The sequence below is a fragment of the Sphaerisporangium sp. NPDC088356 genome (assembly GCF_040685555.1).
Taxonomy (GTDB): domain Bacteria; phylum Actinomycetota; class Actinomycetes; order Streptosporangiales; family Streptosporangiaceae; genus Sphaerisporangium.
This window is the reverse complement of sequence record NZ_JBFBIK010000047.1, coordinates 1-15,663: the sequence shown is the minus strand read 5'-3', so window position 1 is coordinate 15,663 and position 15,663 is coordinate 1. Positions and strand designations below refer to the sequence as shown.

General features: G+C 69.1%; 10 protein-coding genes. 8 read left to right on the top strand and 2 right to left on the bottom strand.

All coding sequences use genetic code 11. The features are described 5' to 3' along the window. Positions 1–179: 179 nt before the first annotated feature. The 5 genes from AB0O34_RS19025 to AB0O34_RS19005 all read left to right on the top strand — a co-directional run bounded on the left by AB0O34_RS19025 (position 180) and on the right by AB0O34_RS19005 (position 5,097). Positions 180–401 carry a DUF397 domain-containing protein gene (locus tag AB0O34_RS19025; protein WP_363916919.1) on the top strand — a complete coding sequence of 74 codons (222 nt, stop codon included), beginning with the start codon at positions 180–182 and terminating at the stop codon, positions 399–401. A gap of 108 nt (positions 402–509) precedes the next feature. Next, complete coding sequence (mscL, locus tag AB0O34_RS19020; protein WP_363916917.1) at positions 510–938, top strand: large conductance mechanosensitive channel protein MscL; 429 nt, start codon at positions 510–512, stop codon at positions 936–938. Positions 939–1,142: 204 nt separating this feature from the next. Then, positions 1,143–2,216, top strand: coding sequence for an LLM class flavin-dependent oxidoreductase (locus tag AB0O34_RS19015; RefSeq protein ID WP_363916915.1), 1,074 nt, complete (start codon positions 1,143–1,145; stop codon positions 2,214–2,216). A gap of 390 nt (positions 2,217–2,606) precedes the next feature. Continuing rightward, entirely contained in the window at positions 2,607–3,614 is a 1,008-nt protein-coding gene (locus tag AB0O34_RS19010; protein WP_363916913.1) for a LacI family DNA-binding transcriptional regulator, read from the top strand. A gap of 10 nt (positions 3,615–3,624) precedes the next feature. After that, the gene (locus AB0O34_RS19005) at positions 3,625–5,097 is read left to right on the top strand and encodes a protein kinase (protein ID WP_363916912.1); all 1,473 of its coding nucleotides are present in this window, start codon (positions 3,625–3,627) and stop codon (positions 5,095–5,097) included. A 238-nt stretch (positions 5,098–5,335) separates the two neighbouring features. Here AB0O34_RS19005 and AB0O34_RS19000 read toward each other — a convergent pair whose 3' ends face one another. Beyond that, positions 5,336–7,792, bottom strand: coding sequence for a glycoside hydrolase family 9 protein (locus AB0O34_RS19000; protein WP_363916910.1), 2,457 nt, complete (start codon positions 7,790–7,792; stop codon positions 5,336–5,338). 432 nt (positions 7,793–8,224) lie between these two features. On the opposite strand from AB0O34_RS19000, the gene AB0O34_RS18995 reads away from it, so the two are divergent. Both AB0O34_RS18995 and AB0O34_RS18990 read left to right on the top strand, forming a co-directional pair. Continuing rightward, positions 8,225–9,883 (top strand): cellulase family glycosylhydrolase, encoded by a 1,659-nt coding sequence (locus AB0O34_RS18995; protein WP_363916908.1) that lies wholly within the window; start codon positions 8,225–8,227, stop codon positions 9,881–9,883. Between the two features lie 387 nt (positions 9,884–10,270). After that, entirely contained in the window at positions 10,271–11,578 is a 1,308-nt protein-coding gene (locus AB0O34_RS18990; protein WP_363916906.1) for an ice-binding family protein, read from the top strand. Between the two features lie 214 nt (positions 11,579–11,792). On the opposite strand, the gene AB0O34_RS18985 is transcribed toward AB0O34_RS18990, so the two are convergent. After that, positions 11,793–12,200 (bottom strand): DUF6158 family protein, encoded by a 408-nt coding sequence (locus tag AB0O34_RS18985; RefSeq protein WP_363916904.1) that lies wholly within the window; start codon positions 12,198–12,200, stop codon positions 11,793–11,795. Positions 12,201–12,673: 473 nt separating this feature from the next. On the opposite strand from AB0O34_RS18985, the gene AB0O34_RS18980 reads away from it, so the two are divergent. Then, complete coding sequence (locus tag AB0O34_RS18980; protein ID WP_363916902.1) at positions 12,674–15,580, top strand: glycoside hydrolase family 48 protein; 2,907 nt, start codon at positions 12,674–12,676, stop codon at positions 15,578–15,580. Positions 15,581–15,663: the final 83 nt, after the last annotated feature.

Sequence of the window (15,663 nt, the reverse complement as noted above, 5' to 3'; positions counted from 1 at the left end):
TCAGGGGAGATGCCCGTCGCATCTGGGATGGTTATTGACCCCAATGGTCACATCACTCGCTCGGACGCCTGGAACACCAGCTTGACGGCACCGTTTTTCCGAGTGGCGATCAACTATAATTTCGCCGAGCGCAATGCAGGGGCGGAAATACGACGAGGGTTTCATGGAGAGGGAGGCGCATGTCAGGCGAACCTGCGTTCCATGGGGTGACGTGGTACGCGGCTTGCAACAACGGCAGTTGTGTCGAGGTCGCGTATGACGACGGGTGGGTCGGCGTGCGTGACGGCAAGGATGACGGCAGCCCGATCCTCGTCTACTCCGGCACCGAGTGGGAGTCCTTCATCGAGGCCGCCAAAGCAGGGCGGTTCGACCTCGACCGGCTCGTGGCCGACAGGCGCTGAGCCGGGCAGCGGGCCCCCGCGTCTCTTCTACCTCGGCCGGGTTTGCGGATGAACGTAGGGGTAGCCGGAGACCTTTCCCCCTGCAGGATTCCCCCGGAGGATACACAGATGGGCGGATTCAAGACGTTCTTGATGCGCGGCAATCTGGTGGAGCTCGCCGTCGCGGTCGTCGTGGGCGCCACCTTCAGCGGGCTGGTCCAGGCGTTGGTGGCCGACCTGGTGACACCGCTGATCGGCGCCATCACGGGCGGCAGACAGCCCGACTTCTCGAAATACTCCTTCAAGCTCAACGGCTCGGAGTTCAAGTACGGCGACTTCGTCAACCACCTGCTCACCTTCCTCATCATCGCCGCGGTGATCTACTGGCTGGTGGTCATGCCGATGACGCGGCTGATCGGCTTCTTCGACCGCGACAAGAAGTCGACGGAGAAGCAGTGCCCCGAGTGCCTGAGCGACATCCCGATCGACGCCCGCCGCTGCGCTTTCTGCACCGTCGAGCTCACCGCGGTGCCGGCCAACGACCTGCCACCCGCCTGACCCCGGGGGTACGGCCGCCGCGCGGGTGGCCGTACCCGGCTCGGAAACCTCGGAAGACCGTGGCCGTACCCCGGCCAGGAAACCTGGGAAAGACAGTGGTCGTACCCCGGCCAGGAAACCTGGGATGGACGGTGGCCGTGCCCCGGCTCGGGAACCCGGGAAGGGTGGAGGAATAGCGGCTGTTCAGCCTGGGTTGTTCGGGTTGTGAGTGATCTGATCCGTGGTGTCGCCCGTGGCGAGTCGAGTGTCCCGCTCTCCATCCTCGATCTGGCCACTGTGGGCCACGGCGACACGCCCGCCGAAGCCCTCAGGACCACGACCGAGCTCGCGCAGCGGGCCGAGGACTGGGGCTACCACCGGTTCTGGGTGGCCGAGCATCACGGGATGCCGAGCGTCGCCAGCTCCTCTCCCGCCGTGCTGCTGGCCCATCTCGGCGCCAGCACGCGCGAGATCCGGCTGGGCTCGGGCGGCGTCATGCTGCCGAACCACGCTCCGCTGATCATCGCCGAGCAGTTCGGCACCCTGCACGCCCTCCACCCCGGACGCGTCGATCTCGGCCTCGGCCGCGCGCCCGGCACCGACCAGGCGACCGCCCGGGCGCTGCGCCGTACGGCCACGCCGGACGCCGACGACTTCCCCCAGCAGCTCGCCGAGCTCATCGCCTTCCTGGACGACAACTACCCGGCCGGGCACCAGTACGAGCACATCCGGGCCGTCCCCGGCGAGGCGAGCGCCCCCGGATCCGGGCGTCCCCCGATCTGGCTCCTCGGCTCCAGCGGCTTCAGCGCGCAGCTGGCTGGGCTGCTCGGGCTGCCCTTCGCCTTCGCTCACCACTTCAGCGCGGCCAACACGATGCCCGCGCTGGAGATCTACCGCTCGGCCTTCACGCCGTCCGCCGTGCTCGACCGGCCGTACGCGATGATCGGCGTCAGCGCGGTGGCGTCGGACACGCCCGAGGAGGCGCTTCGCAGGGCGCGCACGGGGGCGCTCGGCATGCTGCGGCTGCGGCGCGGCCAGCCGGCCCCGCTTCCCACGCCGGAGGAGGCCGAGGCGTATCCCTACAGCCCGGTCGAGGAGCAGTTCGTCCGCGACTGGCTGTCGAATGTCATCTACGGCGACCCGGCGTCCGTGCGCGCTGGCCTTGAGGCGCTGCGCGAGCGTACGGGCGCGGACGAGCTGATGATCACGACCGGGGTCCACGGCGGCGAGGCCAGGCTCCGCTCGTTCGAACTGATCGCCGACGCGTACGGAATGAACAAGCCGCCATATTCCGGGTAAAAGCCGCAGACGTCACGAAAAACGAACAGAACCGGCATACCGCCCAGTGCTCGGCGACCGGAACGACCGGCCGCACGAGCAGCGTCGGTAACATCCCGGTAACGTCGGCGACCGGTCGTCGCCGGTCGTCTCGCGCCGCCCGGCGGAGCTGAGCAGGTACGCCGGGGTGCGCCCCTTCCGCCCGCCGCGACGCTCCCGGGCCCGGGGTCCCCCAGTTCACCAGGAATCTCTGACTGGGACCTTTCTTCGCATGGAATATGTCCGTAACATCGCCTCCAGATCGGCGTGGAACATTTATCGGAAACATCTGTTGACACGCAAGAAACACTGTTATTGTAATGGGAGCGCTCCCACGCCTTCGCGATATACCTTGAAAGCGGAGGAAGCCGGATGGCTGACCAACCCACGCTTGCCCAGGTAGCAGCCGAAGCAGGGGTCTCCCCCGCCACGGCCTCACGTGTTCTCACCGGATCCGTCCGCGTGAGCACCTCCACCCGCCGCCAGGTCCATGACGCTATGTCACGTCTGGGTTACGTGCGGCACCGCGCGCCCCGCGGGACTTCGGCCCGGCGGTCAGATCAGCTTGTCGCGGCGGTGATCTGCGAGCACACCCAGCGCATGTTCTCCGAACCGTTCTACGCACGGCTGTTGTCGGCCGCGGACGAGGTCTTCACCAGCTATGGCGTGCCCTTCGTCGTCATGACCGCGACGCCGGCGACGTCGACGATCGTCGCGCCGCCGCTCGTGACGGGATCCTTCGACGGAGTCCTGCTCGCGGGCGCCAGGGAGCGACATCCCCTCGCGGTCACCCTGGCCGCCTCGGGGATCGCCGTGCGGAGTGCCGGACGCCCGCCGGACGGCATCGACCTGCCCTTCGTCGACATGGACAACTTCGACGGTGCGCGCCAGGCGGCGGAGCACCTCCTGCTGACGAACCGGCGGGCGATCACCGTCATCGCGGGACCGCCCACGCTGCCCGGAGCCCGAGATCGCCTCGACGGCTTCCTCAAGACGCTCAACTCGGCCGGGATGACCGACGTCCCCGTGGCGTACGGCGACTTCACCCACGCGTCGGGCGCGCACGCCATGCAGTGGCTCCTGCAGCGCTCGCCGCACCTCGACGCGGTCTTCGCCGCCTCCGATCCCATGGCGGCGGGGGCGATGCAGGCCCTGCGGCGCGCGGGACGCCGGGTGCCGGACGACGTGGCCGTGGTCGGGTTCGACGACGCCCCGCTCGCCAGGCACACCTCTCCCACGCTGACCACCGTCCGCCAGCCGGTGGAGGAGCTCGCGGTGCTCGCGGCCAGGATGCTGCTCATGTCGATCACCTCGGAAGACGAGGTCCCGCACGGCAACCCGATTCTGCCCACGGAGCTGGTGGTCCGTGAATCAACTTGATTCGGGGGGCATGCGGGAAGGCGATGTGCTCACCCGCCGCTACCGGCTCGTGGAGCAGATCGCGTCGGGAGGCATGTCCGCCATCTGGCGAGCGTTCGACCAGTCGCTTCACCGTACCGTCGCGATCAAGGTGCTGGACGGCAGCGTCGGCGGCGACCACGGCGGCCGCGACCTCATCCGGAGGGAGGCGCGGGCGACCGCCCGCCTGATCCATCCGGACGCGATCGAGGTGTACGACTACGGCGAGACGGTCACCGCCCGCGGCAGGCTCGCCGCGTACGTCGTGATGCGCCTGCTCGACGGACGACCGCTCTCGGAGAGGATCACCGAAGGCCCGCTGCCCTGGCAGGAGGCCGCGGTCATCGGGGCCAGGGTGGCGCTGGTGCTCGCGGCCGCCCACCAGCGCGGCATCGTCCACCGCGACGTCACGGCCGAGAACGTCCTGCTCACGCCCGAGGGCGCCAAGCTGCTCGACTTCGGGATAGCGGCGTTCGTGGGCGAGCAGGTCGACAAGCGGCTGGACGACTTCGGCACCCCGCCGTACGTGGCTCCCGAGCGCCTGACCTGCGCCACCGTGCACCCCGCGGTCGACGTGTACGCGCTCGGCGTGCTCATCTTCGAGATGCTCACCGCCGCGCTCCCCTACCCCGAGACCACCTGGGAGGCGCTGGAGACGGCCCGCCGTACCGGCCGTCCCCCCGCGCCGGCCGGGGTGCCCGGCCTGCCGCCCGAGGTGGCCGAGCTGTGCAGGAGGTGCCTGGCCCAGGAGCCCGGCGAGCGGCCCAGCGCCCAGCACGTGGCGGAGACGCTCACCGCGTCGCTGAGCGCCTCGGTCGCCGCCGGCCGCGAGACGGCCGTGTGGGCCCGGCGGGCGCGGATGGCCTCCGTCGCGGTCGCCGCGCTGGCCACCTGGACCGCCGCCCTGCTGTGGATTCAGCCGGACCTGCCGGGGCCGCTCGCGGCGGCGGTCACCAGCCGGTCCACCGAGGCGGGGCCGAGCGGCACGCCGACCCCCGAGAGCACCGGCCGGCGGTCGGGCGCGCTGGCCGAGCCGATCTCCGAGGGTAAGATGCCGGAGCGGTCCCCCTCCACCGCTCCCTCCCGCACGGAAGCCTCCTCCCCGCCGACGCCCGGCTCCTCACGGCCGCCGGATACGCAGGACCCGCCCACAGCCGGGCCCGGGCGTACGGCCGCACCCGCCGGCACGCGCGCCCTTCCGACGCTCACGCAGGCCGTGGGCCGGTTCGACGCGGCCCTGGAGGCGGGCGAGAGCACCGGGGCCATCCGCTCCGACGTCGCGCTCGACCTGCGGCAGGTGGTGCACAACCTTCTGCAGTCGCTGGGCGACCCCGGCGAGGGACTGAAGGGCGTGCGCAGGAAGCTGGATGACCGGGCACGGGAGGGAAGCCTGACTCCCGGCGTCCACGCGGAGCTGGAACGGGGGCTCACCCTGATCGGCGCCGCGCTGGAGAAGGCCGCCTGAGCGGCGGCGGGACGGAGCCGCGAGGCGCCCGCACGAGGACACGAGGAACGGCCGCCGGGGCATGTGCCCGGCGGCCGTTCTCCACCTCCGGAACCTCCGGATATCGGCGCGCGATAAAGCGGGGGGCTTTACCCGAATACTTTTTCCGGCCTTCCACTCATGGGTTCGGGACCGCTATTCATGAATAGCGGTCCCGCGACCGTATGAATGTTCTTGACTACGGGTTCCTGACTACGATCTAGCCGATCGCACAGGTGGCACCGTTGACCGTGAAGGCCGCCGGGCCGGCGTTCGTGCCGCTGTAGGACCCGTTGAAACCGGCCGACGCCGACTGCCCGGGAGCCAGAGATCCGTTCCATGACAGGTTCGTCGCCGTCACGTCGGCGCCGTTCTGGGTCCAATTGGCCGACCAGCCCTGGGTGATCTTCTGGTTGCCGGGGAACGTGAACTTCAGCGTCCACGACGTCCAGGCCGAGGTGCCGGTGTTGGCCACCGTGACGTCGCCGGTGAAACCGCCGCCCCACGTGTTCGCCTTGTATGTCACCTTGCAGCCGCCGGTCGTCCCGGTGCCGGGCAGCGTCGTCAGCGTGACCGTTCCCGACCTCGGCCCGGCCTGCCCGGCCGTGTCGAGGGCCACGACCGCGAACGTGTACGCCGTAGCCGGGGTGAGGCCCGTGAGCGTCAGCGAGGTCGTCGTGCCGGAGGCCACCGTCGTCGCGGTGCCGCCCTGAACGCGCTGCACGTCGTAACGGGCCACGCCCCTGTCGTCGGTGGCCGCCGTCCAGGTCAGCGTGGCGCCGTTCTGGGTGACGCCACTCGCGACCGGGGTGCCGGGCGCGGTCGGCGGGGTGTCGGCGGGCGGGGTGGTCGTGGTCCCGGACTTCTCCGCCGCCCAGTTCGCCAGCCAGGCGAAGCCGGACTGCCAGTTGATGGCCACCTCGTTCACCGAGTAGGCCTCGATGTCGTCCACGTAGCACTTCTGCGGCTTGCACCCCGCGAGCCGGGCCGCCGCCACCGGGTCCTGCAGGCCGCTGTTCGGGCCACCGGAGATCGCTCCGGGGGGCGCGGTCGGCCGTGAGGCGTTCAGCTGGTGGGACCAGAACCGGTGGTGCACGTTCTGCACCGCCTGCTCACCGTACCCGGCCACGTACGACTGGTTCAGCGGGTTGCGCCCGAGCAGGTAGTTCACCGTCTCGAAGACGCCGTTCTTGTACTTCGCCTGCTGGGTGAGGTCGTAGGCCAGGCCGAGGACCATGCCGTTGTCGGCGATCAGCCCGTTGGAACCCCACACGTATGTGCCGTCAGACTCACGATAGGGCGCGGGGTAGCCCTGGCCGTTCATCTGGGCCAGCAGAGTGTCGGCCGTCGAGGTGAGTGCCGACTTGATGGCGGTGACGTCGGCGGCGGGCAGTCCGCTGGGCACGATGGCGAGCGTGATGTCGCCGAGCGCCCCGACCGATCCCCAGTCGAAGCCCCTGGCGTTGAAGCTCCTGCCCCTGTACAGCGACGATCCTGTCAGGTCCGTCTTGTAGGCGTCCTTGCCTGTGGTGGCGTACAGTTCGGCCGCCGCCCAGTAGAACTCGTCGGTGACGCTCCTGTCGTCATAGGCGCCGCCCCCGGTGCTGTCGGAGGCCGGCGCGTACACGGCCGGGTTGGCCTTGGCCGCCGCGTACGCCTTCTCGGCCGCGGTGAGACAGGTGGCGGCAAACGCCGCGTCCACGGTCTTCCAGACGCGGGCGCACTGGCCCGCCACGGCGGCGAGGTTGAGGGTCGCCGCGGTGCTGACCGGGTGGAGGTGACGCGGCTGGTTGTCCTGGTCGGGGGCGGTGCCGAGGGATGTCCACTGGTCGTCGTGGATCTTGTGGAACGCCATGCCGGCGTTGGCCCTGCCGTCGGGCACCTGCATCTTCAGCAGGAAGGCGACCTCCCAGCGGGCCTCGTCGAGGATGTCGGGCATCCCGTTCGCGCGCTCGGGGATGGCCAGCTTGCCGTCGCCGAGGGCCGTCGCGTCGCCCAGCGCCTTCGCCCGTTCGTACTCGTTGACGAGCTGCCAGGCCGCGATGCCTCCGTTGACGACGTACTTGCCCTGGTCGCCGGCGTCGTACCAGCCGCCGCGCACGTCGAGGGTGTAGCCACAGCTCGACAGGCAGCCGACGTTGCCGTCCCCCTGGTTCGGCGCGACGTTGAGGTGCCCGGCGGGACGGGCGTACGCGCCGCCCACGTAGGCCGTCTCGATGGGGATGCCGCTCCGCTGGTGGTAGAAGAAGGCGAGCGAGTCGTACCGGAGCTTCTTGATCGGGTCGGCCGAGATGTCGAAGGGGTAGCTCGTCTCCGAGCCCACCGACAGCGTGTAGCCGGTGCCCGGTGTGTCGTACGACGAGAAGTCGATCAGCTGGACGGTGTCACCCGAGTCCGCGTCGGCGCCCTTGGCCGTGGTCTGGCCGGTGGCGACGGCCGTCCCCGAGGAGTTCTTCAGGGTCCAGGTGGACGGCGCGGTCTGGGTGGTCACGACGGTGGCGTGCTTGGGCACGCCGGGCACGTACGCGACCTGGTTCACCTTGACCTGGGAGCCCGCGGCGAGCGCCGGGGAGGCCGTGGTCGCGACTCCGGCGGCGGCGACCAGCAGCAGCGCGGTCATGGCGCCGGCCACGCCGTACCAGGGACGGCGGCCGGGGCGGCGCGGATGAGGTCTCACAGGTTCATCTCCCAGCGGGTGTAAAGGGGACGTCCCCACCCGGCCGGTGGGAGCGCTCCCAGGGTCGGGAAAGTCGCCGGGTCCCACAAGGGCGGCGCACGTACGACCGGAGTCGTCCGGCGGACGGGCGATCGCGTGACCACGGAGAACTTTCGGGCCGCGCGGCGGCCGGCCTCCGGCACGACATGAAAGTTTCAGCCGCCTGCGCCCCTCATGAAAGTTACATGCGCCCGCGCAGGTCACCAGGGGAACGGCTCCGCTCACGGTTGACGTGCCGGAAAAGCGCGCCGAAGCATGACGAGCGCGGCCCGGTCGCACAGCGCGGCCCGGTCGTATCCGGCCACCGGCTGCCAGCCCCGGCCGTATCCGGTCGCGACCACCACGCCCTCCGGCAGTGCCGTCGCGCCTCGCCTCATTGATGAAGGGCACCCGATGAAATCTCCATGGAGCGGCAGGAGGTGGCAGGCCGCGCTCACCGTGGTCGCGACCACCGCCGCCACCACCGCGCTGGCGGTCACGCTCGGCTCGGCCCCCGCCCAGGCGGCGGGCGGCACCGGCACGGGCTACCTCCACACCAACGGCAACAAGATCGTCGACAGCACCGGCGCCACCGTCCGGCTGACCGGCATCAACTGGTTCGGGATGGAAACCGATAACAAGACCTTCCACGGGCTGTGGGCGAACAACCCCTGGAAGAGCCAGCTCGACCTCATGGCGAGCCTCGGCTACAACACCATCCGGGTGCCGTTCTCCGACGACGCCATCAAGCCCGGCGCGGTCGCGACCAGCGTGAACACCTATTCCAACCCCGACCTCGTCGGGCTGTCGCCCATCCAGATCCTCGACAAGGTCGTGGAGTACTCCGGGACCAAGGGGATGCGCATCATCCTCGACCGGCACCGGCCCACCTCGGCCGGGCAGACCGCGCTCTGGTACACCTCGGCGGTTCCCGAGAGCACCTGGATCAACGACTGGAAGTCGCTCGCGCAGCACTACGCGGGCAACACCACCGTCATCGGCGCCGACCTGCACAACGAGCCGCACGCCGACGGCACCGAGCCACAGAGCACCGGCTCCTGCTGGGGCTGCGGCGACACCGCCCGCGACTGGCGGCTCGCGGCCGAGCGGGCGGGCAACGCGATCCTCGGCGTGCAGCCCAACTGGCTCATCTTCGTGGAGGGCGTGAGCTGCCCGAGCGGTGGCAACGCCAACGTCTGGGACAACATCCCCGACGAGCCCTGCGGCTGGTGGGGCGGCAACCTCTCCAAGGCCGGAGCCTTCCCGGTGCGGCTGAACGTCGCCAACCGGCTCGTCTACTCCCCCCACGAGTACGCCACCTCGGTCTACCACCAGGCGTGGTTCGACGACCCGGCGTACCCGGCGAACATGCCCGCCATCTGGGACCAGTTCTGGGGCTACCTGTACAAGCAGAACATCGCGCCCATCATGATGGGCGAATTCGGCACCACGCTGGCCAGCAACACCGACAAGGTGTGGCTCCAGGAGCTGATGAAGTACACCGGCACCGGCGTGAACGGCATGTCCTTCACGTACTGGTCCTGGAACCCGAACTCCGGTGACACCGGCGGCATCCTGAAGGACGACTGGACGACCGTCGACCAGGCCAAGCAGAGCATCCTGCAGCCGTACCTCATCCCGCCCACGGGCGGGGGCGGCGGCAACCCCTCGCCCTCACCCTCGGCGACCCCGACCCCGACCCGGACCCCCACCCCGACCCCGACACCGACACCGACCCCGACCCCGACCCGGACCCCGACCCCGACCCCGACCTCCACCACCTGCGGGACGACGTACGCGGTGACGAACTCCTGGTCCGGCGGCTTCCAGGCCGGCCTCACCCTGAAGAACAACGGCACGGCGAACTGGAACAACTGGTCGGTGAGCTGGACGATGCCGTCCGGGGTGACCCTCGTCAGCGGCTGGAACGCCACGGTCACGCAGAGCGGGACCACCTTCACGGCGAAGGCCCCGAGTTACGCGGCGAGCCTCGCGCCCGGCCAGTCGGTCGTCGTGGGCTTCACCGCCAACGGCCCCTCGACCCCCGGCCCGTCGAACATCACCTGCTCGTAGACCCCCCGGGCCGACCCGGCCCGCCGACGCCGACGAGGGCGTGCCGACAGCCGGCACGCCCTCGTTTTTCATGTCCCGCGCCTTCTTTTGTCGCGAGACACGAATGAGAATCGCGCCATTGAAATAACCCCCATGTCACCCGACGTCGGGTGACATTTCCTTTTTATCCGCAGATGGGTTCGGATTTAAATCTTCCGCATGTCGCATAACGATAGCGACGCCACGGGTCAGTACGGTGGATCTCGAGGCGCATCATCGGCAATGCGTTTTCACATAGCAATACCAAAAGCAAAGGACCGCTTTATGAAAGATGCCAGTCGGCCTCGCGTCGGGCCACGACATTTCGTCCGTTCGTTGCTGGCAGCGGCTCTCCCAGCGATGGTCGCGATGGGAGTCGTCGTCGCGACACCACATACGGCGAGCGCGGCGGTAGCGCCGGTCTCGCTCGGCACGGCCACGAACTTCGCGGTTCTGGCCGGGACAACGGTCACGAACACCGGCGCCACGACCGTCACCGGGGATCTCGGTGTGAGCCCCGGTACGGCGGTGACCGGCTTTCCGACCGGCACCGTCACCGGAGGAACCATCCACTCGGCCGACGCGGCCGCCGCACAGGCGCAGGCCGCCCTGACCGCCGCCTACAACGATGCCGCCTCTCGGACGCCGGCCACCACGGTGCCGACGCAACTCGGCGGCACCACCCTGACGCCCGGCGTCTACAACTCCGCCGCCGGCACCTTCCAGATCACCGGGAACCTGACCCTGGACGCGCAGGGAGACCCGAACGCGGTCTTCATCTTCCAGGCGGCCTCGACGCTCGTCACGGCGTCCGCGAGCACGGTGACGCTGGTCAACGGCGCCTCGGCGTGCAACGTCTTCTGGCAGGTCGGCAGCTCGGCCACCCTCGGGACCAACTCCAGCTTCGCCGGGAACATCCTCGCGCTCACCTCGATCACCGTGACCACCGGCGTGACCGTGAACGGCCGTACCCTGGCCCGCAACGGCGCCGTCACCCTGGACACCGACGCGATCGCCCGGCCCGTCTGCCGGACGACCACCGTCACGGTGACCTCGTCGTGCACGGCCGCCGGGTCCAAGGGTCCGCTGACCCTGACCGCGACGGTGACGGCCCTGAACGGGACCATTCCGACCGGCCCGGTCATCCTCACGAGCGACGGCGTCAGCATCGGCACGGTGCAGCTGGTGAACGGGCGTGCCACGCTCACCTCGCCGATCCTCGCCGCTGGCGAGCGCCGGATCGTCGCGAGCTTCCCGGGTGCGACGGGGCTGAACCCGAGCACCTCCTCGCCCCTGATCCTGCGGATCGACCCCAACGGCACCTGCCCCGCCGCCGAGAAGAAGTGTGACGAGGAGAAGCAGAAGGGGAAGGAGGAGGGGACGGAGGTCGTGAACGTCGACCAGCACAAGAAGCGGACCCTCAAGCAGCATCGCAGGGACCGGTACGAGCATCACAGGAAGCACGGTCGCCTCGTCACCGTCCAGACCCTGCACACGCTCCACGGCGTGGTCCACGAGGGCGGGGGCGGCGGGTACCACTCCAGCCACCACTCGGGGTCCGGGCACCACCGCGTTCATCACCACAAGGTGTACCACCGGGTTCACAAGAAGCCGCACGTGCACCACTATCACAGGCACTATTACAGGCCGCGCCCGCACGTCGGCGTCACCGGATGACGTGACGACCTGAAAGCCCGAGAACCTGAAAATACGTGGGCCCGTCCGATCTCGTCGGACGGGCCCCACGCTATTTCCGGACCCTGTGAGTCACAGGACAGGTACTGATTCTCACGGTGGGGGGCGGCGCCGTTTTCTCCGGCTATTTCGCCGGATCCGCCCCCCGTCCGGATTTCCGCTTTCTCGTGTTCGTATTCGTCTGTGCCCGGCCCGCTCAGGTGAGGTTCGACGAGGGCCCGTGGCTGTCGTCCGGTCCCCGCGAGCCGGGCTCGCCGGACGGTTCCCGCGAGGCGGCCCCCCATGGAGAAGCGGCGGGCTCGTCCGCAGGCCTCCGCTCAGAGGTGGCGGGCTCCTCCACGAGCGTCCACTCAGAAGCGGCGGGCTCGTCCGCAGGCCTCTGCTCAGACACGGCGCGCTCCGGAGCCGTCTCCCCCGGGACGGCCGGGTCGTCGTCCCTCTGACGGCGGTCGAACTCCTCTTCCAGCTCGCGCGTCCGGGACGCGAAGTCGTCCACGGCGTCCTCCGAACCGCGCAGCAGCGTCTCCATCCATGACTCCTCGAGCTCTCTCAGCTCGTCGCGCAGATCTCGCACGCTCAGGTTTCTCGGATCGGCTCTGTTCATGACTCCACCATGTACCCAACGACCCGAATCAGTCACCTCCTGACAAAGCGGCATATCTCACACTCGCTGGGTAGCCGGACGGATCGCCGGAGTGACCTTCCTCACCGCCACCTGGGAGTCCAGCATGATCCACTGACCTGCGGGTGGATCCGTCCGGCCCCCTCGGACGGCGGATCGCCCATCTGAAAGTTTCAGGAGCCGACCGGCACGCGGCGTAAGGCCCGCATAAGAACGGCCAGGCTGGCGACGCCTCGTGCGCCCAGCGCCTGAAATCTGCCCGTCACGTCATTGACATCTTTGTTGTACTCACCAGAATCCGATGTGGGAGCGCTCCCATATCACAACACCTTCCTCATCCGGTACGAGACCGACGCTGTGCCAACTTCTGTACCATCCATCGCCTTTCATCACTTTGGAGTACGTCCAGAATGTCAACATCATCGTTAGGGGCGGGAGCGCTCCCACGTTCACGGATGAAAAGACGTGTCGTGTGGGTCGCGCTCACCAGCCTGGCGGCCGGCCTCTTCACCGTCCTGGCCTCCGTACCGGCTTCCGCGGCAGTCGCGTGTACGGTCGACTACGTCGACAACAACTGGGGTGGCGGTGGCTTCGGCGCCTCCCTCAAGGTCACCAACAAGGGTGACGCCTGGACCAACTGGACCCTGACCTTCACCCTCCCGGGGAACGAGAAGGTCGCCCAGGGGTGGAGCGCCGACTGGACACAGAGTGGCCAGAACGTGACGGCCAAGAGCCTGAGCTGGAACAGCGCCCTCGGCAACGGCCAGTCGACGGACATCGGCTTCAACGGCTCCTACACCGGCGCCTACGCCGGCAAGCCGACCGCGTTCGCGGTCAACGGCGTCACCTGCAACGGGGGCACCCCCGTCAACCAGGCCCCGACCGTGAGCCTGACCTCGCCGACCGCCGGCCAGACCTTCACCGCGCCCGCCACGGTCAACCTGGCCGCGACGGCCGCCGACAGCGACGGCACGGTCTCCAAGGTCGACTTCTACAACGGCACCACGCTGCTCGGTACGGACACCAGCGCTCCCTACACCTACAGCTGGACCGGAGTAGCGGCGGGCAGCTACTCGCTCACCGCCAAGGCCACGGACAACGGCGGCGCGGCCACCACCTCCAGCCCGGTCGGCATCACGGTGAGCGGGACCACCGCCTCCACCATCGTCGTGAGCCCCAGCACGATCATCGTGCCCGAGGGCGGCACCGCGTCGTACACGGTGAAGCTCTCGAAGGCCCCGACGGCCAACGTGACCGTGGCGACCACGAAGGCGAGCGGCGGCGACGCCGACCTCACCGTGCAGTCGGGCGCGTCGCTGACGTTCACGACCGCCAACTGGAACACGGCGCAGACCGTCACGATCGCGGCCGCCGAGGACACCGACACCACGGCGGGCACGGCGACGTTCAACTCGGCGGCGTCCGGCTGGACCACCGGATCGGTCACCGCGACCGAGGCCGACAACGACGGTTCCACTGGCGGCAACGAGTACATCACCCGCTTCACCACGCTGTACAACAAGCTGCACGACCCGGCCAACGGGTACTTCTCCCCGCAGGGCGTGCCGTACCACTCGGTCGAGACCCTGATGGTCGAGGCCCCGGACCAGGGTCACGAGACGACCTCCGAGGCGTTCAGCTACATGCTGTGGCTGGAGGCGGTGTACGGCCAGGTCACCGGCACGTGGACCAGGTTCAACGACGCCTGGGCGACGATGGAGAAGTACATCATCCCCGCGACGGCCGACCAGCCGACGAACTCCTTCTACAACGCCAGCAAGCCGGCCACCTACGCCGGTGAGTGGGACGACATCAAGCAGTACCCCTCGAAGCTGGACGGCAACGTCTCGGTCGGCGTCGACCCCATCGCGGGCGAGCTGAAGAGCGCGTACGGCACCAGCGACATGTACGGCATGCACTGGCTGCTCGACGTCGACAACACCTACGGCTTCGGCCGCTGCGGCGACGGCACCACCAAGCCCGCCTACATCAACACCTACCAGCGCGGGCCCGAGGAGTCGGTCTTCGAGACCGTGCCCCAGCCGTCGTGTGACACCTTCAAGTTCGGTGGCCCGAACGGCTACCTGGACCTGTTCACCGGTGACAGCTCCTACGCCAAGCAGTGGAAGTACACCGACGCCCCCGACGCCGACGCGCGCGCCGTCCAGGCCGCCTACTGGGCCTACACCTGGGCCACCGCGCAGGGCAAGGGCTCGCAGGTCTCGGCCACGGTGGCCAAGGCCGCGAAGATGGGCGACTACCTCCGCTACGCGATGTACGACAAGTACTTCAAGAAGGAGGGCTGCACCAGCACCTCCTGCGCGGCGGGCACCGGCAAGGACAGCTCTGCCTACCTGCTCTCCTGGTACTACGCCTGGGGCGGCGCGTCCGACACCTCCGCCGGCTGGGCCTGGCGCATCGGCTCCAGCCACAACCACTCCGGCTACCAGAACCCGCTCGCGGCCTGGGCCCTGTCGAACGTGGACGCGCTCAAGCCCAAGGGCACGACCGCCGTGGCCGACTGGAGCACCAGCCTGACGCGGCAGCTTGAGTTCTACCGCTGGCTGCAGTCGACCGAGGGCGCGATCGCGGGTGGCGCGACCAACAGCTGGCAGGGTCACTACGCGGCCCCGCCGACCGGCACGCCGACCTTCTACGGCATGGCGTACGACTGGCAGCCCGTCTACCACGACCCGCCGTCGAACCAGTGGTTCGGCTTCCAGGCGTGGTCGATGGAGCGGGTGGCGGAGTACTACTACGCCAGCGGCAACGCCACCGCCAAGGCCATCCTCGACAAGTGGGTCGCCTGGGCCAGCGCCAACACCACGGTCAACACCGACGGCACCTTCCAGATCCCGTCGACGCTGCGGTGGACCGGCCAGCCGGACACCTGGAACGCCTCGAGCCCCGGCTCGAACGCGAGCCTGCACGTGAGCATCGCCGACTACACCAACGACGTCGGCGTCGCCGGCTCCTACGCCAAGGTCCTGATGTACTACGCCGCCAAGGCCAACAACACGGCGGCGAAGAACCTCGCCAAGGCGCTGCTCGACGGCATCTGGAAGAACAACCAGGACGCCAAGGGCGTGTCGGTGCCGGAGACCAAGGCCGACTACAACCGCCTCGACGACCCGATCTACATCCCGGCCGGCTGGACCGGCAAGATGCCGAACGGCGACCCGATCAACTCCAGCTCGACCTTCATCTCGATCCGGTCCTGGTACAAGAACGACCCGGACTGGCCGAAGGTGCAGAACTACCTGAACGGCACGGCTTCGGCCCCGACGTTCAACTACCACCGGTTCTGGGCGCAGGCGGACGTCGCCATCGCCCTCGCCGAGTACGGCCGGCTCTTCCCCTGATCCGACCGGCCCGGGTGCGGTGGTGCCTGACGCCTTGTCGCGGTGCGGGGTGTGCACGAGCACCGGGAGGTCGTGCTCGATGG

Bases quoted from the DNA above. Each gene is read 5' to 3' on its own strand.
- AB0O34_RS18995 (WP_363916908.1), top strand. From the start codon at position 8,225: ATGAAATCTCCATGGAGCGGCAGGAGGTGGCAGGCCGCGCTCACCGTG.
- AB0O34_RS18980 (WP_363916902.1), top strand. From the start codon at position 12,674: ATGAAAAGACGTGTCGTGTGGGTCGCGCTCACCAGCCTGGCGGCCGGC.
- AB0O34_RS18985 (WP_363916904.1), bottom strand. From the start codon at position 12,200: ATGAACAGAGCCGATCCGAGAAACCTGAGCGTGCGAGATCTGCGCGAC.
- mscL (WP_363916917.1), top strand. From the start codon at position 510: ATGGGCGGATTCAAGACGTTCTTGATGCGCGGCAATCTGGTGGAGCTC.
- AB0O34_RS18990 (WP_363916906.1), top strand. From the start codon at position 10,271: ATGGGAGTCGTCGTCGCGACACCACATACGGCGAGCGCGGCGGTAGCG.
- AB0O34_RS19025 (WP_363916919.1), top strand. From the start codon at position 180: ATGTCAGGCGAACCTGCGTTCCATGGGGTGACGTGGTACGCGGCTTGC.
- AB0O34_RS19010 (WP_363916913.1), top strand. From the start codon at position 2,607: ATGGCTGACCAACCCACGCTTGCCCAGGTAGCAGCCGAAGCAGGGGTC.
- AB0O34_RS19005 (WP_363916912.1), top strand. From the start codon at position 3,625: ATGCGGGAAGGCGATGTGCTCACCCGCCGCTACCGGCTCGTGGAGCAG.